22 protein-coding genes and 1 pseudogene are annotated in these 23,658 nt (G+C 65.3%); 17 read left to right on the forward strand and 6 right to left on the reverse strand.

Annotation, left to right across the window (positions count from 1 at the left end):
• Positions 1-15: 15 nt before the first annotated feature.
• Positions 16-843, forward strand: a complete 828-nt coding sequence (pyrF, locus tag B4383_RS16800) for an orotidine-5'-phosphate decarboxylase (RefSeq protein WP_139360828.1) — start codon at positions 16-18, stop codon at positions 841-843.
• On the opposite strand, the gene B4383_RS16805 is transcribed toward pyrF, so the two are convergent.
• Entirely contained in the window at positions 825-2,144 is a 1,320-nt protein-coding gene (locus B4383_RS16805) for an acyltransferase (RefSeq protein ID WP_078288220.1), read from the reverse strand. The two genes, pyrF and B4383_RS16805, sit on opposite strands and share 19 nt — an antisense overlap.
• 458 nt (positions 2,145-2,602) lie before the next feature.
• Between B4383_RS16805 and mihF the strand changes: the two genes are divergently transcribed.
• The 5 genes from mihF to metK all read left to right on the forward strand — a co-directional run bounded on the left by mihF (position 2,603) and on the right by metK (position 6,452).
• The gene (gene mihF, locus B4383_RS16810; protein WP_030093544.1) at positions 2,603-2,920 is read left to right on the forward strand and encodes an integration host factor, actinobacterial type; all 318 of its coding nucleotides are present in this window, start codon (positions 2,603-2,605) and stop codon (positions 2,918-2,920) included.
• A gap of 10 nt (positions 2,921-2,930) precedes the next feature.
• Entirely contained in the window at positions 2,931-3,500 is a 570-nt protein-coding gene (gene gmk, locus B4383_RS16815) for a guanylate kinase (RefSeq protein ID WP_078287980.1), read from the forward strand.
• 102 nt (positions 3,501-3,602) lie between these two features.
• Positions 3,603-3,887, forward strand: coding sequence for a DNA-directed RNA polymerase subunit omega (gene rpoZ, locus B4383_RS16820; RefSeq protein ID WP_225422047.1), 285 nt, complete (start codon positions 3,603-3,605; stop codon positions 3,885-3,887).
• A gap of 17 nt (positions 3,888-3,904) precedes the next feature.
• Entirely contained in the window at positions 3,905-5,167 is a 1,263-nt protein-coding gene (gene coaBC, locus B4383_RS16825; RefSeq protein WP_078287981.1) for a bifunctional phosphopantothenoylcysteine decarboxylase/phosphopantothenate--cysteine ligase CoaBC, read from the forward strand.
• Positions 5,168-5,249: 82 nt separating this feature from the next.
• A complete protein-coding gene (metK, locus tag B4383_RS16830) occupies positions 5,250-6,452 on the forward strand; it encodes a methionine adenosyltransferase (protein WP_078287982.1) in 1,203 nt (400 codons plus the stop codon).
• A gap of 68 nt (positions 6,453-6,520) precedes the next feature.
• Here the strand turns inward: metK and B4383_RS16835 are convergent, their stop codons facing one another.
• Positions 6,521-7,312 (reverse strand): 3-oxo-5-alpha-steroid 4-dehydrogenase, encoded by a 792-nt coding sequence (locus B4383_RS16835; RefSeq protein WP_078288221.1) that lies wholly within the window; start codon positions 7,310-7,312, stop codon positions 6,521-6,523.
• A gap of 209 nt (positions 7,313-7,521) precedes the next feature.
• Between B4383_RS16835 and B4383_RS16840 the strand changes: the two genes are divergently transcribed.
• Genes B4383_RS16840 through B4383_RS16855 form a run of 4 tightly spaced genes read left to right on the forward strand, consistent with a single transcriptional unit; the run spans position 7,522 to position 12,307 of the window.
• Positions 7,522-8,364: a nitrilase-related carbon-nitrogen hydrolase gene (locus tag B4383_RS16840; RefSeq protein ID WP_176126706.1), complete on the forward strand. Its 843-nt coding sequence runs from the start codon at positions 7,522-7,524 to the stop codon at positions 8,362-8,364.
• A 10-nt stretch (positions 8,365-8,374) separates the two neighbouring features.
• On the forward strand, positions 8,375-9,796 hold the full coding sequence (hydA, locus tag B4383_RS16845; RefSeq protein ID WP_078287984.1) for a dihydropyrimidinase: 1,422 nt from the start codon (positions 8,375-8,377) through the stop codon (positions 9,794-9,796).
• Positions 9,797-9,821: 25 nt separating this feature from the next.
• Positions 9,822-10,838, forward strand: coding sequence for a TIGR03842 family LLM class F420-dependent oxidoreductase (locus B4383_RS16850; protein ID WP_078287985.1), 1,017 nt, complete (start codon positions 9,822-9,824; stop codon positions 10,836-10,838).
• Positions 10,838-12,307: an NCS1 family nucleobase:cation symporter-1 gene (locus tag B4383_RS16855; protein WP_078287986.1), complete on the forward strand. Its 1,470-nt coding sequence runs from the start codon at positions 10,838-10,840 to the stop codon at positions 12,305-12,307. Before B4383_RS16850 ends, B4383_RS16855 begins: the two co-directional genes overlap by 1 nt.
• On the opposite strand, the gene B4383_RS16860 is transcribed toward B4383_RS16855, so the two are convergent.
• A complete protein-coding gene (locus B4383_RS16860) occupies positions 12,272-13,243 on the reverse strand; it encodes an alpha/beta hydrolase (protein ID WP_078288222.1) in 972 nt (323 codons plus the stop codon). The genes B4383_RS16855 and B4383_RS16860 overlap by 36 nt on opposite strands.
• A gap of 57 nt (positions 13,244-13,300) precedes the next feature.
• On the opposite strand from B4383_RS16860, the gene B4383_RS16865 reads away from it, so the two are divergent.
• Positions 13,301-15,307, forward strand: a complete 2,007-nt coding sequence (locus B4383_RS16865; protein WP_139360829.1) for a primosomal protein N' — start codon at positions 13,301-13,303, stop codon at positions 15,305-15,307.
• A gap of 11 nt (positions 15,308-15,318) precedes the next feature.
• Here B4383_RS16865 and B4383_RS16870 read toward each other — a convergent pair whose 3' ends face one another.
• On the reverse strand, positions 15,319-15,885 hold the full coding sequence (locus B4383_RS16870; RefSeq protein ID WP_078287987.1) for a TetR/AcrR family transcriptional regulator: 567 nt from the start codon (positions 15,883-15,885) through the stop codon (positions 15,319-15,321).
• A gap of 179 nt (positions 15,886-16,064) precedes the next feature.
• On the opposite strand from B4383_RS16870, the gene fmt reads away from it, so the two are divergent.
• From fmt to ribD, 4 genes are read left to right on the forward strand one after another with little or no spacing between them, the layout of a single operon-like run.
• Complete coding sequence (gene fmt / locus B4383_RS16875; protein WP_078287988.1) at positions 16,065-16,997, forward strand: methionyl-tRNA formyltransferase; 933 nt, start codon at positions 16,065-16,067, stop codon at positions 16,995-16,997.
• Positions 16,994-18,397 (forward strand): transcription antitermination factor NusB, encoded by a 1,404-nt coding sequence (locus B4383_RS16880; RefSeq protein ID WP_078287989.1) that lies wholly within the window; start codon positions 16,994-16,996, stop codon positions 18,395-18,397. Before fmt ends, B4383_RS16880 begins: the two co-directional genes overlap by 4 nt.
• Before the next feature lie 22 nt (positions 18,398-18,419).
• A complete protein-coding gene (gene rpe, locus B4383_RS16885) occupies positions 18,420-19,103 on the forward strand; it encodes a ribulose-phosphate 3-epimerase (protein ID WP_139360831.1) in 684 nt (227 codons plus the stop codon).
• A 1-nt stretch (position 19,104) separates the two neighbouring features.
• Positions 19,105-20,127: a bifunctional diaminohydroxyphosphoribosylaminopyrimidine deaminase/5-amino-6-(5-phosphoribosylamino)uracil reductase RibD gene (gene ribD, locus B4383_RS16890; protein WP_078287991.1), complete on the forward strand. Its 1,023-nt coding sequence runs from the start codon at positions 19,105-19,107 to the stop codon at positions 20,125-20,127.
• Here the strand turns inward: ribD and B4383_RS16895 are convergent.
• Positions 20,095-21,633, reverse strand: coding sequence for an MFS transporter (locus tag B4383_RS16895; RefSeq protein WP_078287992.1), 1,539 nt, complete (start codon positions 21,631-21,633; stop codon positions 20,095-20,097). The two genes, ribD and B4383_RS16895, sit on opposite strands and share 33 nt — an antisense overlap.
• Positions 21,630-22,304 (reverse strand): LppX_LprAFG lipoprotein, encoded by a 675-nt coding sequence (locus tag B4383_RS16900; protein ID WP_078287993.1) that lies wholly within the window; start codon positions 22,302-22,304, stop codon positions 21,630-21,632. The genes B4383_RS16895 and B4383_RS16900 overlap by 4 nt, the downstream gene beginning before the upstream one ends.
• A 139-nt stretch (positions 22,305-22,443) precedes the next feature.
• Between B4383_RS16900 and B4383_RS16905 the strand changes: the two genes are divergently transcribed.
• Together B4383_RS16905 and B4383_RS16910 are read left to right on the forward strand one after the other, a co-directional pair.
• The gene (locus B4383_RS16905; protein WP_078288224.1) at positions 22,444-23,214 is read left to right on the forward strand and encodes a hypothetical protein; all 771 of its coding nucleotides are present in this window, start codon (positions 22,444-22,446) and stop codon (positions 23,212-23,214) included.
• Between the two features lie 155 nt (positions 23,215-23,369).
• Positions 23,370-23,658, forward strand: a pseudogene (locus tag B4383_RS16910) (MetQ/NlpA family ABC transporter substrate-binding protein); the annotation flags it as partial.

A 23,658-nucleotide genomic window follows, 5' to 3' on the forward strand; every position in this document is an offset into this window, starting at 1 on the left:
CTTGCGCGAAGAGCGGTGGGTTCGGTGACGTTCGGCGCACGGCTACGGGCCGCAACCGCATCCCGCGGCCCGCTGTGCGTAGGCATCGACCCGCATCCGGAGCTGCTGCGCGCCTGGGGGCTGGATGCCAACGCGTCGGGCCTGGCCAGGTTCAGCGATATCTGCGTGGAGGCCTTCGCCGAGGTGGCGGTTGTCAAACCGCAGGTGGCGTTCTTCGAAACCTATGGCGCCGCAGGGTATTCGGTACTCGAACGAGTCATCGCGGGGCTGCGTGAGGCCGGGGTGTTGTTGCTGGCCGACGCGAAGCGCGGCGACATCGGATCGACCATGGCCGCATATGCGCAGGCCTGGCTCGGTGATTCGCCGTTGAGCTCCGATGCCGTCACGGCCTCGCCGTATCTGGGCTTCGGGTCGTTATCTCCGCTGCTGGACCTGGCGCGCGAACGCGATCGTGGTGTCTTCGTCCTCGCCGCGACCTCCAATCCGGAAGCACCTCCCGTACAGCGGGCGCGCACCGGAGACGCGACCGTCGCGCAAGCGATGGTGGACCAGGTGGCCGCGCTGAACGCCGAGGAGACCGGTCCGGGATCCATGGGTGTGGTGGTCGGGGTAACCGTTACCGATCCACCGGACTTGTCGTCGATTGGCGGCCCCGTGCTTGTCCCGGGGCTCGGCGCCCAGGGGGGCAGGCCCGAGGATCTGCGCGGCTTGGGTGGGGCGCCGGGATCGCTGCTGCTGCCTGCGGTCTCGCGCGAGGTGCTGCGCGAAGGCCCTGACGTCGCGGCGCTGCGTGCGACCGTGTCAAGGCTGCGGGACAGCGTCGCCTACCTGCTTGACGAGTGAACAAGCGGAAGCTGACCTTCTGATCTATTCACTGTGCTGGGCAACGTCTTTCGGCAGAGTGCGCGCGCAGCGGCCAGTGGTATCAGTGAGGCCACAACGACCCATCGTCCTATGGGTGTGAATCCGCCCCAGCCGGGATTGATGACATAGATCCGGGTATAGACAAACGTCAGGATGGCGCCGATCAGCACGAGGACGCCGACCGCGATATCGCGCCCTTTACTCATCGGCGGGATGGGGCGGTCCCACCACGGCAGCGCGCGGCGTTCGGTGGCCCGCAGCGGGACGAAGAAGACGGCCATGATGGCGCACACGATCGCCAGGCGCAGCACGTTTCCCGGCCAGTACCAGCCATCGCGCGGACTCACCAACCCGATATGAAGGGTCAGGTAGACCCCGTAGGACAACAGGAACGTGACCACCCAGTGCCACAGGTAGATCGTCATGCTGCCGCTGGTGCACAGCTCCAGGAATTTCCAGGTGCGCGCCCCCTGTAGCCGGCGATTGATGGCCGGTGCCAGCGCGATCACCACCAGGCACTCGACTATTGCGCTCGTCGCGAGGAGCAAGGTCGGCGGCATGTTGGCGATCAGTCCCGTCGGGTAGGGCCCCAGGATGGCCAGTGCCACGGTGGCGCCCAGGGCGACGGCCGCAGCTGCCAGCGCCACCCGGCGGGGGATGAGCCCGCGCTGATAGGCGATGCCCAACGCGGCGGGGACAAGCCACATGAAGATCATGTTGATCCAGCCGGTCATCACCCAGGTGTCGGTGAGGACGCTGATGGTGTCGATCAGGGCCGTGAACAGGCACATTGCCGCGATGAACCCGCCGAGTCGGCGTCCCGTGCAAATGCGGGCCAGCCAGGGCATGAACGCCAGTGTCAGCAGATAAGCGCCGACGTACCAGAGCAGTTCGATATGACGCATCTCGAGATACAGGAGTTGTCGGGAGTTGCCCATGGTGATGCGCAGCAAGGTGGTCACCAGCGCGACGAATGCGAGGAAGTAGAAGACCGGACGGAAGAGCCGCGTCGTCCGGCTCATCAGAAACCGCCCCCACGACCTACCGGACTCCCAGGAGTGAAGATTTGCTGCGGCGCCCGCGAAGAAGAACAGGGGCATGAGCGGGATCAGCCAAAACAGCCAGTGCACGTTGTAATTCGCTGACATAGCCGGTTTGCCCTTGATGAGGGTGGGGCTACCCGCGAGGACGTGGTAGGCCACAACCGTGGCCAGCGACACGAGCCTCACGGCATCCAATACCCGATCACGCTCACGTGATGGGTGCGTGACATCACCCATATGGCGCACCCTACCCAGCAACTGCTGTGCCTTGCTCAGCAGTTTCACGGGGTGCCTCGTCGTCGGCTTTCTCACCTGCGTCTCTTCAACTGAACGTTGACGGGTCGCGACACGCGCAACACGAGATTCACACAAGATTTTCAGTTTGCCCTCACGGCAATCACGGTTTGCTTGTCTCCGGTTCAGGGGCAAGAATTACTGGTATTGTCAACTCTGAGCGAAATACGCTGGGCAACAATATCTTTCATCGTCGACCTGCAGAAATGCCGGGTGAGAACGGGCGAGCGCGATGGTTGCTCGGCAGGATCGCCCGCGGCCCCTCTAGCAGGCGATTTTCACCGATAACAGGGGGGTGGGGTTCACATATGTCGGTTGGCGTGGGTACGGTCGCTGTCGCTGGCTGGTTGTTTTCCAGCCGATCAGAAAAACCGACGAGTTTCGTATGAGACGGAGGAATCGTGGCCCTTCCACAGTTGACTGACGAGCAGCGTGCCGCCGCGTTGGCGAAGGCGGCTGCCGCCCGCCGCGCCCGGGCCGAGCTCAAGGAAAAGCTCAAGAAAGGTGGCACCAATCTCAAGCAGGTGCTCAAGGACGCCGAGACCGATGAGGTCCTGGGCAAGATGAAGGTTTCCGCACTGCTGGAAGCCCTGCCCAAGGTCGGCAAGGTCAAGGCGCAGGAGATCATGACCGAGCTGGAGATCGCCCCGACCCGCCGTTTGCGTGGTCTTGGTGACCGTCAGCGCAAGGCGCTGTTGGAGCGGTTCGACTTCTCCTGATCTTCTCTAGATGACAGCTTCGATGAGGGGCCGGGTAGTAGTCCTATCCGGCCCCTCAGCCGTCGGCAAGTCCACCGTCGTGCGTCGCCTACGCGATGACGTACAAGGCCTCTTCTTCAGCGTCTCCGCCACGACCAGGGCCCCGAGGCCCGGTGAAGTGGACGGCGTCGACTATCACTTCGTCACCGCCGAGGAGTTCCAGCGGCTGATTGACACCGGTGCACTGCTGGAATGGGCCGATATCCACGGCGGATTGCAGCGTTCGGGAACCCCTGCCGCGCCCGTTCGCGAGGCAATGGAGGCCGGTCGTCCGACCCTCATCGAGGTCGACCTGGCCGGGGCCCGTGCCATCAAGGCCGCACTCCCGCAGGCCCTGACGGTCTTCCTGTCCCCGCCGAGCTGGGACGCGCTGGTGCAGCGCCTTACGGGCCGAGGCACCGAATCGGAGGCTGTGATCGCCCGGCGATTGCAAACTGCCGAGGTCGAAATGGCGGCTCAAAGTGACTTTGATGTCGTCGTCGTCAATGACCAGTTGGAAAATGCCTGCGCACAGTTGGTATCGTTATTGGTCGGACGTTAACCGGCAGCGCATCAACAGACACTGCGAACACCGCGCCAGCCATACTCAGCGCCATCTACCTATCCAGGAGATTTCTTAGTGAGCACCTCCCAGACCGACGTCATCGTCGAACCGGGCACCGAAAGCTACGACGCCGCTCTCGACACGCCGCTGGGTATCACCAACCCGCCGATCGACGAGCTGCTGGCGCGGGCATCGAGCAAGTACGCGCTCGTGATCTACGCAGCCAAGCGGGCCCGCCAGATCAACGACTACTACAACCAGCTGGGCGACGGCATCCTCGAGTACGTGGGGCCGCTGGTCGAGCCGGGTCTGCAGGAGAAGCCGCTGTCGATCGCGCTGCGCGAGATCCACGGCGACCTGCTTGAGCACACCGAAGGCGAGTAGAAGCCAGGACGCCGGTCATGGCCGACCGTAAGCGGATCATCGTCGGAGTGGGCGGGGGAATTGCCGCCTACAAGGCCTGCACCGTGGTACGCCAGCTCGCGGAGGCCGGACACAGCGTCCGGGTCATTCCCACCGAGTCGGCCCTGCAGTTCGTGGGTGCGGCAACGTTCGAGGCCCTCTCGGGTGAGCCGGCCCGAACCGGGGTCTTCGATGACGTTCCCGAGGTCCCGCATGTGCGGCTCGGGCAGGACGCCGACCTCGTCGTGGTTGCGCCCGCCACCGCGGATCTGCTGGCCCGCGCGGCCACGGGTCGCGCCGACGATCTGCTGACCGCGACCCTGCTGACCGCGCGTTGTCCGGTACTCTTCGCCCCGGCCATGCACACGGAGATGTGGCTGCATGCCGCGACCCAGCACAACGTGTCGACACTGCGTGAGCGTGGAGCCGTAGTCCTCGAGCCCGCGTCGGGGCGTCTCACCGGTGCCGACACCGGTCCCGGCCGCCTACCCGAGGCGGAAGAAATCACCACCCTGGCGCAACTGCTGCTGGCCCGGGCCGACGCGCTGCCGCACGATCTGGCCGGGGTACGCGTTCTGGTCACCGCCGGTGGCACCCGCGAGCCGCTGGATCCCGTGCGCTTCATCGGGAACCGCAGCTCCGGTAAGCAGGGATACGCGATAGCCAGGGTCGCCGCACAACGCGGAGCCGAGGTCACGCTCATCGCGGCGCATACCGTCGGGCTGCCAGATCCGGCCGGGGTCGACGTGGTGCACATCAGCTCCGCCGCGCAACTGCAGGACGCGGTGACCAAACACGCTCCCGCGGCAGAGGCGTTGATTATGGCCGCGGCCGTGGCCGATTTCCGGCCCGCCCACGTTGCGACCAGCAAGATCAAAAAGAGCCACACTGCCGACGGTGAGAATCCCGTCGATGCGCCCATCGAATTGCTGCGCAACGCTGACGTGCTGGCCGGCGTGGTCCGTGCGCGCACAGACGGGCAGCTGCCCAAGATGCGGGCCATCGTCGGATTCGCCGCCGAAACCGGTGACGCCAATGGCGATGTGCTCCACCACGCGCGTGCCAAGTTGAAGCGCAAGGGCTGTGATCTGTTGGTAGTCAACGCCGTTGGTGAAGGACGAGCTTTCGAAGTGGATAGCAACGATGGTTGGCTGCTCTCCGTCCAAAGCGACGGCGAGGTCTCTGAAGTTGTCCTCGAGCACGGCACCAAAGTTCTGATGGCAAGCCGTATTGTGGATGCCGTCGCCGGGCTTTGTCAGTGAACCTGACAACCGGGTGTGGCCCCGATCTCAATTCGTCGGCCATAATGATTAGGACACGTAACGATCTGAAAGGGGCTGCGCTGTGAGCTCAGCGGGACGGCTTTTCACCAGCGAATCGGTGACCGAGGGGCATCCGGACAAGATCTGTGACGCCATCAGCGACTCGATCCTCGACGCGCTGCTCGCACAGGACCCCAAGTCCCGGGTCGCGGTGGAGACGCTGGTGACCACTGGTCAGGTGCACGTCGCCGGTGAAGTCACCACCTCCGCGTACGCCGATATCCCCAAGATCGTGCGCGACCGCGTTCTGGAGATCGGCTATGACTCGTCATCCAAGGGCTTTGACGGGCACTCCTGCGGTGTGAACATCGCCATCGGCGCCCAGTCTCCCGATATCGCGCAGGGCGTCGACACCGCTCACGAGGCCCGCGTCGAGGGTGCCGCCGACCCGCTGGACGCTCAGGGTGCCGGTGACCAGGGTCTGATGTTCGGCTACGCCATCAACGACACCCCCGAGCTGATGCCGCTGCCCATCGCGCTGGCGCACCGCCTCGCGCGCCGGCTGACCGAGGTTCGCAAGGAAGGCCTGCTGCCTTACCTGCGTCCTGACGGCAAGACCCAGGTCACCATCGAATACGACGGCTACAAGGCTGTGCGGCTCGACACGGTCGTGCTCTCCACGCAGCACGCCGCCGATATCGACCTGGACAACCTGCTGACTCCGGATATCCGCGAGAAGGTCGTCAACACGGTCCTGGACGAGCTCGACCAGGAATCGCTGGACATTTCCGACTACCGGCTGTTGGTGAACCCGACCGGCAAGTTCGTGCTCGGTGGCCCGATGGGTGACGCCGGCCTGACCGGCCGCAAGATCATCGTCGACACCTACGGCGGCTGGGCCCGCCACGGCGGCGGCGCGTTCTCCGGCAAGGATCCGTCAAAGGTGGACCGCTCGGCCGCGTACGCGATGCGCTGGGTGGCCAAGAATGTGGTGGCCGCCGGGCTGGCGGACCGGGTCGAAGTGCAGGTCGCCTACGCGATCGGTAAGGCCGCGCCGGTGGGCCTGTTCATCGACACCTTCGGCACGAACACGATCGACCAGGTCAAGATCGAGAAGGCCATCAACGAGGTGTTCGACCTGCGGCCGGGCGCGATCATTCGCGATCTGAACCTGCTGCGGCCGATCTACGCGCAGACCGCCGCGTACGGCCACTTCGGCCGCACGGACGTCGACCTGCCATGGGAGCGAACCGACCGGGTCGACGCGCTCAAAGCCGCGATCTAGCTTTCCCACAAAGAACGCCGAGTGTGAGCAGAACTGCTCACACTCGGCGTTCTTTGTCGCACCGGCACTCAGACCAGATACGGAATCAGGGCTTTCCGGTCGGTCGGGTAGTCGGTGAACTTCTCGTGGTACCAGCGGTGGGTGGCCAGCGCGCGGGGAATCAGATTGCCGGCGGTAATCAGCAGGATGGCGACCCCGGGCAGCGCCCAGGTGAGTAGGGCGAACCCGGACCAGGCGATCAGCTCGCCCAGATACGCGGGGCTGGTGACAAATCGGAACCCGCCGCCGACCGGGATGCGGTACTCGACACCGCCGGGGTTCTGCTTGTCACGCAGGTTTCGGACGATCGACTCGGAGCTGAGCAGCAGCGCGAATCCGCACAGGTAGATCGCCAGGCCCGCCAGGAATCGGGGGTCCCGCAGCCAGGCGCTGCCGTACTGCCCGAAGAAGTCGTGGCTGAAGAGCGTTCCGTTGAGGTACCCATGCATCGACGTCACGAGCATGCCCATGACGACAACTGAGACATTGAACGTGCTGCGCTTGCCGGGCACCTGGCGGATGTTAAGAGGGAAGTACCAGCCGCGGTTGGCGTAGTGCAGCATCCATATCCCGGCAAGAACCAGTGACGTCGGCTCGAAGCGGGCCGGTCCGGTCAGATAGCAGATCAGAAACACCGCGGTCGCCGGAATCTCCATCAGCCACCAACCGAGTTTCGGATTCAGATTGAGCCCGAGTTTTGTTGTCGAGAAGCGGCCATACGAACTCTGGGCGAAGAGGCCGCCGATGATCACGAATGCCGCGAAGCCGAGGGCCGTCGTCAGCACGGTGTCGTAAACGGTGTTGCCGGTGTACCAGTGCATGACGTATCCCTCGGTGAGCGGGCGGCATCGCCCCGATGTGAACCGCAAAACTGTAACGTGTTCTACCACGTGCGCATCGGGCCCGGGGCGAGGTGCCAACCGCCGGGCGTCTGCGCCGGTGTTGTGCGGATTGGCGCGCGCGCCGGGCGAGGTGCGCATAGAGTCTGCCAATGACGGTGTCTGATGCTCTTCGCGCGAGCGGCTCATCGGTGATCAGAGCCGCACTGACGCAAGCGACTTGGACTGGCGACAAGGAATCGATGCTGGCCAAGCACGAGCGCTTTGTCGCCGAGGCGGCGTCCCAGGGCGCTCAGGTGATCTGTTTTCAGGAGCTCTTCTACGGTCCCTACTTCGGCATCGTGCAGGACAAGAAGTACTACGAATACGCCGAATCGGTGCCCGGACCGGTTACCGAGAGGTTCGCGGCGCTCGCCAGGGAGCACCGCATGGTCATGGTGCTCCCGGTGTACGAGGAGGAGCGGCCGGGTGTTCTCTACAACACCGCCGCGGTGGTGGACGCCGACGGCACCTACCTGGGTAAATACCGCAAGCACCACATTCCGCATCTCGACCGATTCTGGGAGAAGTTCTACTTTCGGCCCGGGAACCTCGGGTACCCCGTATTCGACACCGCCGTCGGGAAGATAGGTGTCTACATCTGTTACGACCGGCATTTCCCGGAAGGCTGGCGTAACTACGGGCTCGCCGGAGCAGAGCTGGTCTTCAATCCGTCGGCCACCAAACCCGGCCTGTCCAACAGGCTTTGGGAGCTGGAGCAGCCCGCGGCGGCGGCGGCCAACCAGTACTTCGTCGGCGCCAACAACCGAATAGGCACCGAGGACGGCGAATTCGGGGATCAGGCCGTCACGTTCTACGGCAGTTCCTACTTCGTCGATCCGCGCGGAAACTACGTCGGCGAGATCGCCTCCGAGAGCGCCGAAGAGATCGTGATACGGGATCTGGATCTGTCCGTGGTCCGTGAGGTGCGGGCCGACTGGCAGTTCTACCGGGATCGCCGGCCCGACACGTACGGCCCGATCGTCGCTCCGTAGGAGGCTGTCGATGACAACGACCCTGATCCGGGGCGGCACCGTGGTGACGGCGACCGGCCGCGGTGACGCGGATGTCCTGATCGACGGCGAGAAGATCGCCGCCGTACTGCAACCCGGCAGCACGCTGCTGGGGGTGGATCTGGCCGGCGCCGTCGACACCGTGATCGAGGCGGCCGGCAAGTACGTCATCCCGGGTGGGATTGACGCCCACACCCATATGTCGATGCCCTTCGGTGGCACGACCGCCTCCGATGACTTCGAGACGGGGACGCGGGCCGCGGCATGGGGCGGCACCACTACCATCATCGACTTCGCTGTGCAGAAATACGGTGAGCAGCTGCAAGATTCGCTGCAGACATGGCATGAGATGGCGGCGGGCCGATGCGCGGTGGACTATTCCTTTCACCAGATTGTGGGTGACGTCAACGATGCCTCGCTGACGGCCCTGCGCGGCCTGGCCGACGAGGGCATCACGAGTTACAAGATGTTCATGGCGTACCCGGGGGTCTTCTACAGCAACGACGCGCAGATATTGCGCGCCATGCAGGTGGGTGCCGACACCGGGCTGATGACCATGATGCACGCCGAGAATGGTCCTGCCATAGATGTTTTGGTGGCTCAGCTGCTCGCGGCGGGCAAGACGGATCCGTACTACCACGGGATCGCGCGGGCTTGGCAGCTCGAGGAGGAGGCGACGCACCGCGCCATCATGCTGTCGAACCTGACGGGCGCGCCGCTATACGTCGTGCACGTCTCGGCGAAACAGGCCGTCGCCCAGTTGGCCGCCGCGCGTGACGCGGGCCAGAACGTATACGGGGAGACCTGCCCGCAGTACCTGTACCTGTCCCTCGAGGACAACCTGGGTGCGCCGGGCTTCGAGGGCTCCAAGTGGGTCTGCTCGACACCGCTGCGGTCCAAACAAGAACATCACCAGGATGAGATGTGGCGCGCGCTGCGGACCAACGACATACAGATGGTGTCGACCGATCATTGCCCGTTCTGCATGAAGGGGCAGAAGGACATGGGAGTCGGGGATTTCTCGAAGATTCCCAACGGGATCGGCTCGATCGAGCACCGAATGGATCTGCTGTACCAGGGGGTTGTGGACAGCCGGATCACCGTGGAGCGGTGGGTGGAGATCACCTCGACGACCCCGGCTCGGATGTTCGGGCTCTACGGGCGCAAGGGGGTGATCGCGCCCGGTGCCGACGCGGACATCGTCGTCTATGACCCCCACGGGCACACCTCGATCGGGTTGGGCAAGACCCACCATATGAACATGGACCACTCGGCGTGGGAGGGGTACGAGATCGACGGACACGTCGACACCGTGCTTTCCCGCGGGAAGGTGATCGTCGACGGCGACGAGTATCTGGGCAGCCAGGGAGACGGTGCGTTTCTGCGCCGCGACCTGTGTCAATACCTCATCTGAGGCTGATCGATAGAGAGGGCCTGCGATGGATTTCGGAGTTGTCCTGCAATGTGATCCACCGGCTGCGCGAACCGTGCAGCTGGCCAAACTTGCCGAGGCACATGGCTTCAGCCATGTGTGGACCTTCGATTCGCACCTCCTGTGGCAGGAGCCCTATGTGCTCTACAGTCAGATCCTGCATGAGACGAAGCGGATTGTCGTGGGGCCCATGGTCACCAATCCGGCCACCCGGGACTGGACCGTTACCGCGTCGCTGTATGCGACCCTGAACGACATGTACGGCAACCGCACTGTCTGCGGCATCGGCCGCGGCGATTCGGCGGTCCGGGTGACCGGCGGCGCACCCACAACCCTGGCCACGCTGCGTGACTCGATCCACGTCATCAGGGAGCTCGCGAACTCGCGGCCCGTCGAATACGACGGTGCCACTATGCAATTCCCGTGGAGCCGCGACTCCGCGCTCGAGGTATGGGTCGCGGCATACGGGCCCAAGGCGCTCGCCCTGACCGGTGAAGTAGCAGACGGTTTCATCTTGCAGCTCGCCGATATCGACATCGCGCGGTGGATGATCGCAGCGGTGCGGGAAGCGGCCGTGGCGGCCGGGCGTGATCCGGCGGATGTGCGGATCTGCGTGGCTGCACCCATGTATGTGGGATCGGACTGGACGCATATGCGCGACCAATGCCGATGGTTCGGTGGCATGGTGGGCAATCACGTGGCCGACATCGTGACCAGGTATGGCTCCCACGGTCAGGTACCGCAATCGCTTACCGACTACATCGCCGGACGTGCGGGATATGACTACAACCAGCACGGCCGGGCAGGGAACACCCATGCGGAATTCGTGAGCGACGACATCGTCGAGCGCTTCTGTGTGCTGGGCACCGCGGCGGATCACATCGCAAAGTTGTTGGAGCTCAAGGCGCTCGGGGTGGACCAGTTCGCTGGATACCTACAGCACGACAACAAGGAGGAAACACTGCGGGTATACGGGGAAACGGTCATTCCCGCTCTGTCACAACACATCACGGCGAAGAGCTGATGGCGACGGCGGAGGGGGAGCTTGCGCCGGTCGCGGCCGCGAGCCGGCTGAGTAACGAGGACCTGGCGCCCACCGCCGCGGCACAGGCGACCTGGCGCACCTGGGACATCTTCTGCCTGTGGATGACCTCGGCGCACAGCCTGGGCAGCTACGGCTTTGCCGTGGGCATGTTGGCCCTGGGGCTGACGGGCTGGCAGACCATGCTGGCGCTCTTTGCCGGGGTGCTGGTGCTGTGGTTCGGGAGCAACCTGATCGGGATCGCCGGCCAACGGCTGGGGGTGCCGTTCCCGGTTTTCGCACGTGCCACATTCGGGATCTTCGGCGCCAATGTCCCAGCTCTGCTGCGCGGAATGGTCGCGATCTTCTGGTACGGGATCCAAACCTACCTGGCGTCCACAGCGGTCATCGTGCTGCTCTTGCGGTTGGATCCCGGGCTGCGGGCGTGGACCGAACCGACGTTCTTGGGGCTGCACGCCCTGGGGTGGGCCGCCTTCCTGACGCTGTGGACCGTGCAGCTGCTGATTCTCAACTACGGCATGGAGATAGTCCGCAAGGCCTCCGATGTGGCCGGCCCGGTCGTGTGGATCGGGATGATCGCCCTGGCGATATGGATGCTGGCCAGTGTGGACTGGAGCATCGACTTCGGTGCCCGCGTCGGTGCGCCGCTCACACCCGGGGCCACGGTGCTTGCCTTCGCCGGAGTGGCATTCCTGATGGTCGCCTTCATGGCCGGCCCCTTGGTCAACTACGCGGACTTCGCCCGGTTCGCACCCAGCCGCGGGGCGATCCTGCGCGGGAATGCCCTGGGCATCCCGCTCAACGAGACCGCGTTTGTGGTGATCTCGATCGTCATTTCGCTTGCTGCGCTGAAGAAGTACGGCAGTGCGATGACCGATCCGGTAGAGCTGGTCGCCGATATCGATTCGGATGCCATCGTGATCGTCGCGGCGGTTCTCTTCGCCATCGCCACCGTGGGCATCAATGTGGTGCTCAACTTCGTCTCTCCGTCGTACGACATCTCCAACGTCGCACCGAAGTACATCTCATTTCGCACCGGGGGCATCATCACCGCGGTCCTGTCGGTCGTGGTGCTTCCCTGGAACATCTGGGGGAACGAGGCCGCCATCGTGTACTTCCTCGGCGGGGTGGGCGCGCTGATGGGGCCGGTGCTCGGGATCCTAGTGGTGGACTACTACCTGCTGCGTCGCCAGCGCACCAACACGGCCGATCTGTACTCCGAGTCCACCGAGGGTGCCTACTACTACATCCGCGGGTTCAACCCCGCGGCACTGATCGCACTGGTCGTTTCGGGTGCCGCGGCGGTCGCTCTGGCTCTGGCCCCCTCGTCACAAAGCCTGACCGCGCTGTCGTGGCCGGCCGGGGCGCTGTTGGGAGGCGCGCTGATGTACGTGCTGAGCTCGTCCCGCCTGGGGCTAGCCGTGCAGCGCCGCCCTGAGAGCGGCCAGTGACCGATCCCGCTCTTCGGTGGCGGCAGGCACGATATCGGCGTAACCCAGGTAGCCGTGGATCAGGGTGGGGGCGTTGTGTAGCTCGACCGGCACGCCGGCGCCACTGAGCAACTCGGCGTACCTGGCGCCGTCGTCGCGCAGCGGATCAAACTGGGCGGTGCCGATGAACGCCGGGGCCAGCCCCTCGAAGCTCTCTGCTCGGGCCGGGACCAGCGTCGGGCCGGCGGTGGCGGGATTGGTGTCCCCGAGATACCACTTGCTCAGCCCGGCGACCGCCTTGACGTCCAGGACGGGTGCCTCGGCGTTCTCGATCATCGAGGGCAGCGTCACGTCAAAGGTGGTGGCCGGGTACCACAGCACCTGAAAGGCCAGTGGAATGCCGTTATCGCGGGCCAGCTGGGCAAGCACCGCGGAGAGGTTTCCGCCGGCGGAATCGCCGCCGACGGCAAGGCGATCCGGGTCGCCACCGATGTCGGCGGCATGTTCGTGCACCCATTGCAATGCGGCCCAGCAGTCCTCGACCGCGGCTGGATACGGGTGCTCAGGCGCCAGCCGATAGTCCACCGACACCACCACGGCGTCGGCCTGTACGGCCGCCGCCCGGCCGACCGCATCGTGGGTATCCAGGTCGCCGATTACCCAGCCACCCCCGTGGATCAGCACGAACACCGGGTGTACCCCGTCCGCGGACGGGGAGTAGATCCGCACCGGTATCTCTCCGGCGGGACCGGGGATGGTGCGGTCCTCCACCTTGGCGACCTCGATCCACGGGGGGCGCGCGGTGGCGATTGCCCGGTAGGCATCCCGGGAAGCCTGCGGCCCGTCTGGCGAAACGAGCTGAATAGGAACAGCTTCCAGGATCTTGAGGATGATCGGGTCGATGCTCGGTTCGGTGTGCGATGAGCCGCTTGCGTGAAGAGCGACAGAATCGGTCATGCCGTCACTGTATCGGGTGCTGACCTGCGAGTCGGGGGCGTCTGCTAGAACCACCAGGTGACTGCGACGCGGGTGGTGGCCGAGCACGAGCCGGTGGCTCGGGTACTGCCGCTGCTCACCGTGCCTCATCTGGATCGCGAGTTTGACTACTTGGTGTCGGCGGAGCAATCCGACGACGCCCAGCCCGGAGTGCGGGTGCGGGTGCGATTCCACGGTCGGCTGGTGGACGCGATCCTGCTGGAACGCCGTTCGGAAACCGATCACCCCGGCAAGCTCGGGTGGCTGGATCGCGTCGTATCGCCCACGCGGGTGCTGACGCCGGACGTACGCAGGCTCGTCGACGCGGTGGCGGCCCGATATGCGGGAACCCGCGCCGACGTGCTGCGCCTGGCACTGCCGCCTCGTCACGCGCGCGTTGAGAAGGAAATCCGTGCGGCGTCGGCCGATGATTTCGTGGCTGCGCAGGTCGATGGCACGGGTTGGGGCCGCTATCAACGTGGCGAACGATTTCTCGAGGCACTCTCGCAGGGCCGCGCCGCGCGCGCGGTGTGGCAGGCACTGCCCGGTGAAGCCTGGTGCACCCGGCTCGCCGAGGCCGCGGTGGCCACGGTAAGCATCGGCAGGGGGGTGCTCGCGGTCGTGCCGGATCAGCGCGATATCGATGCGTTGGCCGCGGAATGTGTGAAACATGTTGGTGCACAATGTGTTATCGCACTTTCGGCGGAACTCGGCCCCGCCGAACGGTATCGGCGCTGGCTGGCGGTTCTGCGTGGAGACGCGACGGTGGTGATCGGTACCCGGGCCGCGGTGTTCGCACCCGTGTCCGATGTGGGGCTGGTGATGGTGTGGGACGACGGCGATGACAACCTCGCCGAGCCCCGTTCTCCTTATCCGCACGCCCGCGAGGTGGCGATGCTGCGTGCGCATCAGCTGCGGTGTGCCGCGGTGATCGGGGGGTATGCGCGCACCGCCGAGTCTCAGGCACTCGTGGCAAGCGGCTGGGCGCATGATCTGGTCGCGGCCCGCGCGGTGGTACGCAACGCCTCTGCCCGGATCAGTGCCCTCGACGACAGCGGATATGCGCAGGAACGCGATCCGGCGGCACGTTCGGCTCGACTTCCCATGGTGGCGCTGACTGCCGCGCGGGATGCGTTGAAGCGCGGGCATTCGGTGCTCGTGCAGGTACCGCGCCGTGGGTATGTTCCGGCGTTGGCCTGCACCCGCTGCCGCACTGTCGCGCGGTGTCGTCACTGCACCGGCCCGCTGGCGCTGGAAGGACCAAGTGATACCTCGAGCCCCAGCTGTCGCTGGTGCGGACGCGTCGATGCCGATCTGCGTTGCGCCCGTTGCGGCTCGGGTGCGGTGCGCGCCGTGGTGGTGGGCGCGCGCAGGACCGCCGAGGAGCTCGGTAGAGCACTGCCGGGAGTTCCGGTGGTGACATCCGGCGGCGGCGAGGTGCACACCACGGTCACCGGGCCACCGAGCCTGGTGGTGTGCACGCCTGGGGCGGAACCCTTGACACCCAACGGATATGGTGCGGCACTGCTCCTGGATGCGTGGGCATTGCTCGGACGTCAGGACCTGCGGGCCGCGGAAGACACCTTGCGCAAGTGGATGGCTGCCGCCGCGCTGGTGCGCGGAGCTGACGAGGGTGGAACCGTCGTTGTCGTCGCGGACTCGACCCTGCCGACGGTGCAGGCCCTGATCCGGTGGGATCCGGTAGGGCATGCCGCCGCGGAACTGGCGGCCCGTGCGGAGGTCGGATTGCCGCCGCAGGTGCATATCGCGGCCATCGACGGGCCCGCCGCGGCAGTGGTGGCCCTCATCGACACTGCTGATCTTCCCGAGGGTGCCGAGCTGCTGGGACCCGTCGATCTACCGGTGGGGGCGCGCCGCCCGGCCGGGATATCCGATGGCGTAGAGGTGGTGCGCATGCTCATTCGGGTCGAGCGCACCGCGGGACTTGAGATGGCGGCGGCTTTGCGCCGGGGAGTGGCGACGCTGAGTGCGCGACGCGACGCCGAGCCCGTCAGAGTCCAGATCGATCCGCTCCACGTGGGTTGATCCGGCGAACGTCAGGCATTAGCGGCGGTGAGCGCGGGGCCACCACCGATACCGTGGGCGAAAGTATCGACGATGTAGCCGAGGAGCTCCTCGCGGGTCATATCGCTCGTGTTTGTCCACCAGTTGATGGTCATCAGCACGCCGCCGACCGCGAGCCGTGACCAGATAGGCGCCAGCTGTCGCATGTGTGCGCCGGGGAACTCGGCCTGCAAATGCTCTTCGGTCACCTGCGCGATGAGGTCGAAGACCCCGTGGTCGAGTCGTTCCTGGGCGGTGAGGTCGCGATCGAGCGCGACGTACAGCTCCGGTTCCGCGATGATCCAGTCGATAACAATGTCCGAAAAAGCCCGGGTTTGATCGCGTATATCGCCGACCATGCTGTCTCGCCACGAACCGGCGATCAGCCGATCGGCGTGACGGCGGCTCAACGCGCGCAGCAGATCCGCCTTGGTAGGAAAGATCGCATAGCAGGCGGATCGGGCGAATCCTGCCTCCCTGGCCACCTCGGCAATGGAGACGGAGCCCCCGCTGTTGCGAATCGCGCGCTCCGCGGCGTTGAGCAGGTCCTCTGTTCGCAACGTGCGATCGTAGGGAGCGCCACTCGGCCGGCCTCGTCCTCTGGTAGCCATCAAGATTATGGTATCGGATGTATCCAGACTTGGGATCGCGATCCTCGGCGAACGCCATGGGCCGTCCCGGGCTCGGCCGGTCCACCGGGGATTCGATGTAGACGGCGCATCCTTCCTAGACTGACGCGGTGCGCATAGTGTTCGCCGGTACTCCGGCCCCGGCGTTGCCGTCTCTGCGAAGGCTGTTGGCCTCCCGTCATGAGGTGGTCGCGGTACTGACTCGGCCCGACGCCCGCTCAGGCAGGGGACGAGCCTCGGCGGCGTCGCCGGTGGCCGAGCTGGCCCGCGAGCATGGGATCACCGTGCTCGCCCCATCGCGCCCGAACGACCCCGAATTCGTCAGTGAGCTCACTGAACTTGCTCCGGACTGCTGCGCGGTGGTCGCCTACGGGGCCCTGCTGAAACCCGAGTTGCTCGCCGTGCCCACGCATGGCTGGGTGAATCTGCATTTCTCACTGCTGCCCGCGTGGCGCGGCGCCGCTCCCGTGCAGGCATCCATCGCCGCTGGTGACGAGATAACCGGTGCCACCACGTTTCTTATCGAGCCCGCCTTGGACAGCGGGCCTGTTTATGGCGTGGTCACCGAGCGGATCAGCGCCGGGGACACCGCTGGTGCGTTGCTGGGCAGACTCGCTGAATCCGGTGCGGGCCTTCTTGAATCGACAATGGACGGGATCGAAGACGGGGCACTGGTAGCCGTTCCGCAGGTAGTCGGCGGAGTGAGCACCGCACCGAAGATCACCGTGGAGCACGCTCGAATCCGGTGGGAGCTTCCGGCGCACGTGATCGATCGCCATGTGCGAGCCATGACTCCCGAACCCGGCGCCTGGACAACCATCGGCGAGACACGGGTCAAAGTGGGGCCGGTGCGGGTCGATGTTAACGAGCAGACCGAACAACTGCCGCCCGGAGCGGTCGCGGTTCGCAAGCGAGACGTACTGGTCGGCACCGGCACGACGGCGATCGCGCTCAACGAGGTCCAGCCCCAAGGGAAGAAGCTGATGAATGCTGTCGACTGGGCGCGCGGCGCCAGACTGGATGCGGAGGTTCGCGCACTGTGAGCACTCGACCGCCGCGTAGGCGGCCCAACCAGGACGCACGTCCGCCCGAGCGTGCGCGCCGCAAGCTCGATCCGGCACGTCAGGCGGCGCTCGATGTGCTGCGCGCGGTATCGCGTCACGACGCGTATGCCAATCTGGCGCTGCCCGCGTTGCTGCGCGAGCGCGGCATAGCCGGGCGCGACGCCGCCTTCGCCACCGAGCTCACCTATGGAACATCGAGGGCCCGTGGCCTTCTCGACGCGGTGATCGCCTCGGCAGCGGGTCGCGCGATCGACGAGGTGGACGAGGGGCTGCGTGATCCGCTGCGGCTGGGTGCCTATCAGCTGCTACGCACCCGCGTAGAACCTCATGCCGCGCTGTCCACCACCGTCGATGCGGTAGCCGTCGAATTCGACCAGGGCAGAGCCGGTTTCGTGAACGCGGTACTGCGGACCATCTCCCGTCGTAGCGAGCACGAATGGGTACAGGAGTTGGCTCCGCCGGAATCCGACAGGATCGGCCGGCTCGCCTTCGCGACCGCCCACCCGCGGTGGATTGCTCAGGCGTTTTCCGATGCGCTGGGCCCAGCGGCCGCTGAGCTCGGCGACGTGCTCGCCAGTGACGATGAGCGCCCTGTCGTTCACCTCGCCGCACGTCCGGGGCACGTGGATGCGGAGACGCTGGCCGAAGAGGTGGGCGGCACCGTCGGCCGCTACTCGCCCTACGCGGTGTACCTACCCGGCGGAAACCCGGGCCGATTGGAGGCCCTTCGCGACGGCCTGGCGCAAGTACAAGACGAAGGCAGCCAGCTGGTCGCGCGCGCGACAGCGCTGGCTCCGCTCGACGGTACCGACGAACGATGGCTTGACCTGTGTGCCGGGCCGGGTGGCAAGACGGCTTTGTTGGGGGCGCTGGCGGCCGAGCGCGGTGCCCATGTCACGGCGGTCGAGATCGCCGCGCATCGGGCCGGGTTGGTGGCCACCGCCGCGAAATCCTTGCCGGTGACGGTGCTCACCGCGGATGGGCGTCAAAGCGGACTGGCGCCCGCGTCCTTCGACCGCGTGCTGGTCGACGCACCCTGCACGGGGCTCGGTGCGCTGCGCCGCCGCCCCGAGGCTCGCTGGCGGCGTCAACCGGGCGACATCCCGGCGCTGGTCAAGCTGCAACGCGAATTGCTTTCCAGTGCCATCGAATTGACTCGACCGGGCGGCGTCATCGTGTACAGCACCTGCTCGCCGCACCTGGCCGAAACAGTGGGTGTGGTGTCCGATGCGGTGCGGCGTCACCCGGTAACCGCCGAGGACGCCCGTCCGGTGTTCCCCGGTGTGGATGGGCTCGACAATGCCGATGCGGTGCAATTATGGCCGCACCGGCACGGCACTGATGCCATGTTCACTGCCCTCCTGCGCAAACACGCATAAAGCGGCACATAAGCTGAACGGCATGTCTCACCGTGCTCCCATGATCGCCCCATCGATCCTGTCCGCCGACTTCGCACGTCTTGCCGATGAGATGGCGGCAGTGGAAGGGGCCGACTGGCTGCATGTGGACGTCATGGATGGGCACTTCGTACCCAATCTGACGCTGGGTCTTCCCGTCGTCGACAGTCTGCTGGCCGCAACCGATATCCCTATTGACTGCCACCTGATGATCGATAACCCGGATCGTTGGGCACCCGGATACGCCGAGGCGGGGGCATACAATGTGACCTTCCACGCCGAGGCCACGGATAATCCCGTCGCCGTCGCCCGTGATATTCGTGCCGCGGGTGCCAAGGCCGGTCTCAGCATCAAACCGGGCACACCCCTGGACCCATATCTCGAGGTGCTCAAGGACTTTGACACGCTGTTGGTGATGTCGGTGGAACCAGGATTTGGTGGACAATCATTCATCGCGGGCGTACTCGACAAGGTGCGCGTGGTGCGCAAGCTCGTCGACTCCGGCGAGCTGACCGTGCTCGTGGAGATTGACGGCGGCATCAACGCCGACACCATCGAGCAAGCCGCCGAGGCGGGTGTCGACTGTTTCGTTGCGGGTTCGGCTGTGTATGGCGCGCAGGACCCCCAATCGGCGGTGCGGGCGCTGCGTGAACAAGCCGCCAGGGCAGCAACACATTTGGCCCGCTGATATGACAAACCCGATCGGACTCGATGCCGCCATGGATCTAGCGATCCGGGCCGCGGAGGAGGTTAAGGGCAGTACCTACCCGAATCCGCCTGTGGGCGCGGTGATCCTGGATGCCGCGGGGGTGGTCGCCGGGGTAGGCGGTACCCGCCCGCCCGGGCAGGAGCATGCCGAGGTGGTGGCGCTGGCCCAGGCCGGTGATGCCGCGGCGGGTGGTACTGCCGTCGTCACTCTGGAGCCGTGCAATCACCAGGGGAGAACCGGGCCATGTGTGGATGCGCTTGCAGTGGCAGGCGTTTCACGTGTCGTCTACGCCGTCGCCGACCCGAATCCGCAGGCAGCCGGGGGAGCCGAGCGCTTGCGCGCGCTGGGTGTTGAGGTCCTCGGTGGCGTCGCTGCCGACAGGGTCGCTGCGGGACCCCTGCGAGAATGGCTGCACAAACAACGCACCGGGCGCCCCCATGTCACCTGGAAGTACGGCGCCAGTGTCGATGGGCGCAGTGCCGCCAATGACGGCACCAGTCAATGGATCACCAGCGAGCAGTCGCGGGCCGATGTGCATCGGCGCAGAGCGTTCGCCGATGCGGTTCTGGTGGGTACCGGCACCGTGTTCGCCGACGACCCGCAGCTCACCGCACGCACTCCCGAGAACGTGTTGTGCCCGCACCAGCCGCTACGCGTCGTTGTCGGTATGCGCGAGGTCTCCTCGGACGCCAAGGTATTGAACGACGACTCGCACACCATGGTGATCCGGACGCACGACCCGGCTGAGGTGATTGCGGCCCTGGGGGACCGCACCGATGTCTTCCTGGAGGGTGGACCGACGCTGGCCGGGGCCTTTTTGCGCGCAGGTCTGGTGGACAGGATCCTGGCCTACCTCGCCCCGATGCTCTTGGGTGGCAACGTCCCCGCTGTGGAGGACGTGGGCGTCACCACCCTGTCGCGCGCGCTGCGCTGGGAGTACGACCACATCGAGCGCATGGGGCCCGATGTGCTACTGAGCCTCGTCCCCCGAGTTGCGTTGTGAACCAACGAATATCGCGATGGCCGCACCAATCACGCAGACGACTGCCGTAATCGCGAACATCTCGCTGTACATCTGACTGTAGGCGTGAATGGATCGGTCCAGCAGCTGTTGTTGCAGCACAAGGAGATTCGGCTTTCCTTCTGGCTTGGGCTCCTGGGCGGCCAGCGCGTCGAAATTCTGGTAGAAGCGGTGAATGCCCCAGCCTCCGAGGGCCGCCATCCCGATCAGCATGCCCGTCATCCGGGCCACCACCACCAGCGCAGACGCGATGCCGTGCTGCACCGCGGGCACCACGCGTAGCGCTGCCGAGGAGAGCGGGCCGATCACCAGGCCCAGACCCACACCGGCCACCACCAGGTCCGTATCGAGCCGGGGCAGCGTGAAGAACCCGAAATCGTGTCGGGCAGCCAACACGTCCACCGGCCAGCCCGATATCAGGTAATACCCGAACGCGGCGATCAGCAGACCGGCCACCGCAATGATCCGGTCGCCGAATCGTGTAGCCAGCCAGCCACCGATCACCGCGCCGATCGGCAGCGCGACAAGGAACCTCGACAGCAGGAACACGGCGTTGGCCTTGTCCATCTGCAGCACGCCCTGCCCGAGCAGCTCGATGTTCACGAGCGTCACCATGAGTGCGGCTCCGGCGGCCAGCGATGCGGCCAGCGCCGCGAAGAACGGGCCGAATCGAACCCCTTCGGGGCTGATCAACCGGGTCTTGGCGCGCGATTCCCAGAGAAAGAACGCCAGGAATGCGACCGCGGACCCGGTGAGTACCGGCAGACCCCACTCCGGTAATGCGGAGACCTTGGGGTTAGGGCTGTACAAGCCCACGACCAACAGGCCCAGTGCGATGGCAAGTAGTGCGCCTCCGACGATGTCGACCTTCGGGCGGTTCTCATCGTGCTGGTGCGCGGGAACACTGAACTGAACCAACACGATGGCGATGATCGCCAGCGGCACGTTGACCCAGAAGATGGCGGTCCAGGAGCCGAACAGCCATACGCACAAGACGCCGTACAGCGGGCCCAGCACGCTGCCCAGTTCCTGCGCGGCACCGATGCCGCCGAGAACCGTCGCACGGTTGCGTGCCGCCCACAGATCGGCACCCAGAGCCAGGGTGACCGGTAGCAGCGCGCCGCTCGCGACACCCTGGATGACCCGGCCCGTGACCAACATCGTGAGATCGGTCGACATCGCGGTGACAACAGAACCGATCGCAAAGCCCACCAGTGCCAGCTGCAGGATCCTCCGGCGACCGAATCGGTCGGAGGCCTGCCCGAGCAGCGGCATCGCGGCGATGTAGCCCAACAGGTACCCGGTGACGATCGGGGTGACCTGCTGGATGTTGTTCAATGCGATGCCGACGTCGCGCATGATGTCGGTGATGACGCTGACCACGACATAGGTGTCGAGGGCGCCCAACAGCACCGCCAGACTTCCGGCTCCGATCGCGATGCCGCGATGCCGCAGCGGGAGGGTTGTCTCCTTGGCTGTGTCGATCACGAGGCGGGCTTGTCGACCGTGACCGGCTTGCCCCAATCGGACAACGACATCTCAATGGTGTTGCCCGGGGACGTATCGACGCTGATCTTGCTCAGCGTGTGAGTGCCGTCCTTCGCGATCCAGGCCTTGCCCGGGATGTCCGAGGTGAGTTTGGAGCCGGCGAAGGTGTTGATGGCGTCCTTGTTCACGGTCCCAGTCACCAGAACAGAATCGACACCGTCGACAGTCTCGGTCTTCTCGGACTTCGCGCCGGTGAAGTTGGACAGGAGGTTGGCCAACCCCTTGTTCGGATCCAGAATGATCCCGACGTCGTAGACATCCTTGACGGGGCCCATGCTGGAGTAAGCGCTGCCGAGCTGGGCGAACAGCTCGCCGTCGACCACCACGAAGGGCAGCTCCAGTCCGCCGGTCTTGGCGGTGCCCTTGGCGGCCAGGGCGGGCGTGGTGGTCAGATCGCCGGTGAGCTCGGAGAGCTTGATGGTCGGCTTGTCGCCGGTGACCTTGAGTACGAGGTGTGTACTGGTCTGGGTCTTGGTGGTGGCTGCTGACTCATTCAGGAGTGTGGCGGCCTCGGGCAAGTTGACGTCGGCCTTTTCGGTCTTCGAGCAGCCGGCCAAGGTAATGGCGGCGACTGCGACAGGGATAAGGGCGAGGCGGATGCGGTTGCGCATGCGTTCGATCGTAGAGGCTGAGCGCGACACCGGGGAGGCTCGCGACACGGCGGCGTTGCTGGCGAATGAAATTGACACTCCAGCAATCCGACGCCATGCTCGTTTGCAGGGCGGGATTGTCAACCGAGGGCTGGTTGTTGTGAAAAACGTGAGCAGAGCTCTGGCATGTGGTGTCGCCGCGGTCGCCGCGGTCGCCGGCATACTTGTTGCTTCACCTGCGCTTTCGGCCGCCGATCCAGCCTCGGAAACTCCTCCCAAGATTGTCGCTTTCCCGGGCATGTCGATTGTCCAGGGTGACAGCCGTTGCACTCTTGGCTACGTCGATCCGGCATCTCGAATCGGCCTGACGGCGGGCCATTGCAATGCCACCGGATCGGTGACCGATCTGGGCGGGAACCGTATCGGTGAGGTGCTGCTGATGAGCCGGAACCTGCCCACCGGGGGCGCTATCGGCCCGGGAGATGTCGTTTCGGACTACGAAGGCATCTCCTTCGCGCCCGGGGTGGAATTGAGCAGCACCCTGCCCAATGGGCTTGCGCTGCGGATGACGCAGAACGCCGGGCCCGAGCCGGGGCTGCCGGTATGCCTCATGGGATCGGTGTCCGGCGAGACGTGCGGCAAGGTCGACGCGATCAACAACGGTTGGTTCACCATGTCGGATATCGGTGGGCAACACGGCGATTCGGGTGGCCCGGTGTACACCATCACCCAGCCCGGCCAGGCCTTGCTGGTGGGAATCTATTCGCTGCGCTGGGGAGGGAAGCCGGCGGCCATGTCCTGGTCGGCGATATCGGCTCAGATGCAGTCACAGCTGGTTGCGCAGATTCCTGCTGCCGGACCGGGTAACGGTGGTCCCGAGCTGCCTAGCGTGCCCGTCGCGGCGGCAGCCCCGGCCCCTGCGGCGTCCTAGGCGCGGCCGGCTCATCTTCGTATTCGCGTAGGGCGCATTGCGCTTTCCGTTCTGGTACTGTGGCGCCGTTCTAGGGCCACTAAAGAAATTTGCTGTGCCTTCAGAAATGCCACAATGTCAATCATTGTGATCACACTGAATTTTGGAAGGTAGACATGAAACGCATTGCCATTGCTCTCGCCGCATTCGCGATAGCCATGGGGAGCGTCGGGTGTTCTGAATGCGATGGCCAAGGCCGAAACATCGTTTGTATCGGCACATCAGAGGCCGGTAAGGAATCGTGGGACGTTTTCGTAGATGAAACGGGGAGGGCGGGAATTAAGCTCGTCACCACCAATTTCACCGACTACAGCCAGCCGAATGTAGCACTCACCCAAAAGTAGATCGACGTGAATCTGTTTCAGCATCTACGTTTTCTGGCTGAATACAACGTCGCCGATAACG

It is taken from the genome of Mycobacterium sp. D16R24 (genome assembly GCF_002013385.1).
Lineage (GTDB): Bacteria > Actinomycetota > Actinomycetes > Mycobacteriales > Mycobacteriaceae > Mycobacterium.

Bases quoted from the DNA above. Each gene is read 5' to 3' on its own strand.
- B4383_RS16850 (WP_078287985.1), top strand. From the start codon at position 9,822: ATGGATTTCGGAGTTGTCCTGCAATGTGATCCACCGGCTGCGCGAACC.
- B4383_RS16860 (WP_078288222.1), bottom strand. From the start codon at position 13,243: ATGACCGATTCTGTCGCTCTTCACGCAAGCGGCTCATCGCACACCGAA.
- B4383_RS16855 (WP_078287986.1), top strand. From the start codon at position 10,838: ATGGCGACGGCGGAGGGGGAGCTTGCGCCGGTCGCGGCCGCGAGCCGG.
- hydA (WP_078287984.1), top strand. From the start codon at position 8,375: ATGACAACGACCCTGATCCGGGGCGGCACCGTGGTGACGGCGACCGGC.
- B4383_RS16835 (WP_078288221.1), bottom strand. From the start codon at position 7,312: ATGCACTGGTACACCGGCAACACCGTTTACGACACCGTGCTGACGACG.
- B4383_RS16900 (WP_078287993.1), bottom strand. From the start codon at position 22,304: ATGCGCAACCGCATCCGCCTCGCCCTTATCCCTGTCGCAGTCGCCGCC.
- ribD (WP_078287991.1), top strand. From the start codon at position 19,105: ATGACAAACCCGATCGGACTCGATGCCGCCATGGATCTAGCGATCCGG.
- rpe (WP_139360831.1), top strand. From the start codon at position 18,420: ATGTCTCACCGTGCTCCCATGATCGCCCCATCGATCCTGTCCGCCGAC.
- B4383_RS16805 (WP_078288220.1), bottom strand. From the start codon at position 2,144: ATGGGTGATGTCACGCACCCATCACGTGAGCGTGATCGGGTATTGGAT.
- gmk (WP_078287980.1), top strand. From the start codon at position 2,931: ATGACAGCTTCGATGAGGGGCCGGGTAGTAGTCCTATCCGGCCCCTCA.
- coaBC (WP_078287981.1), top strand. From the start codon at position 3,905: ATGGCCGACCGTAAGCGGATCATCGTCGGAGTGGGCGGGGGAATTGCC.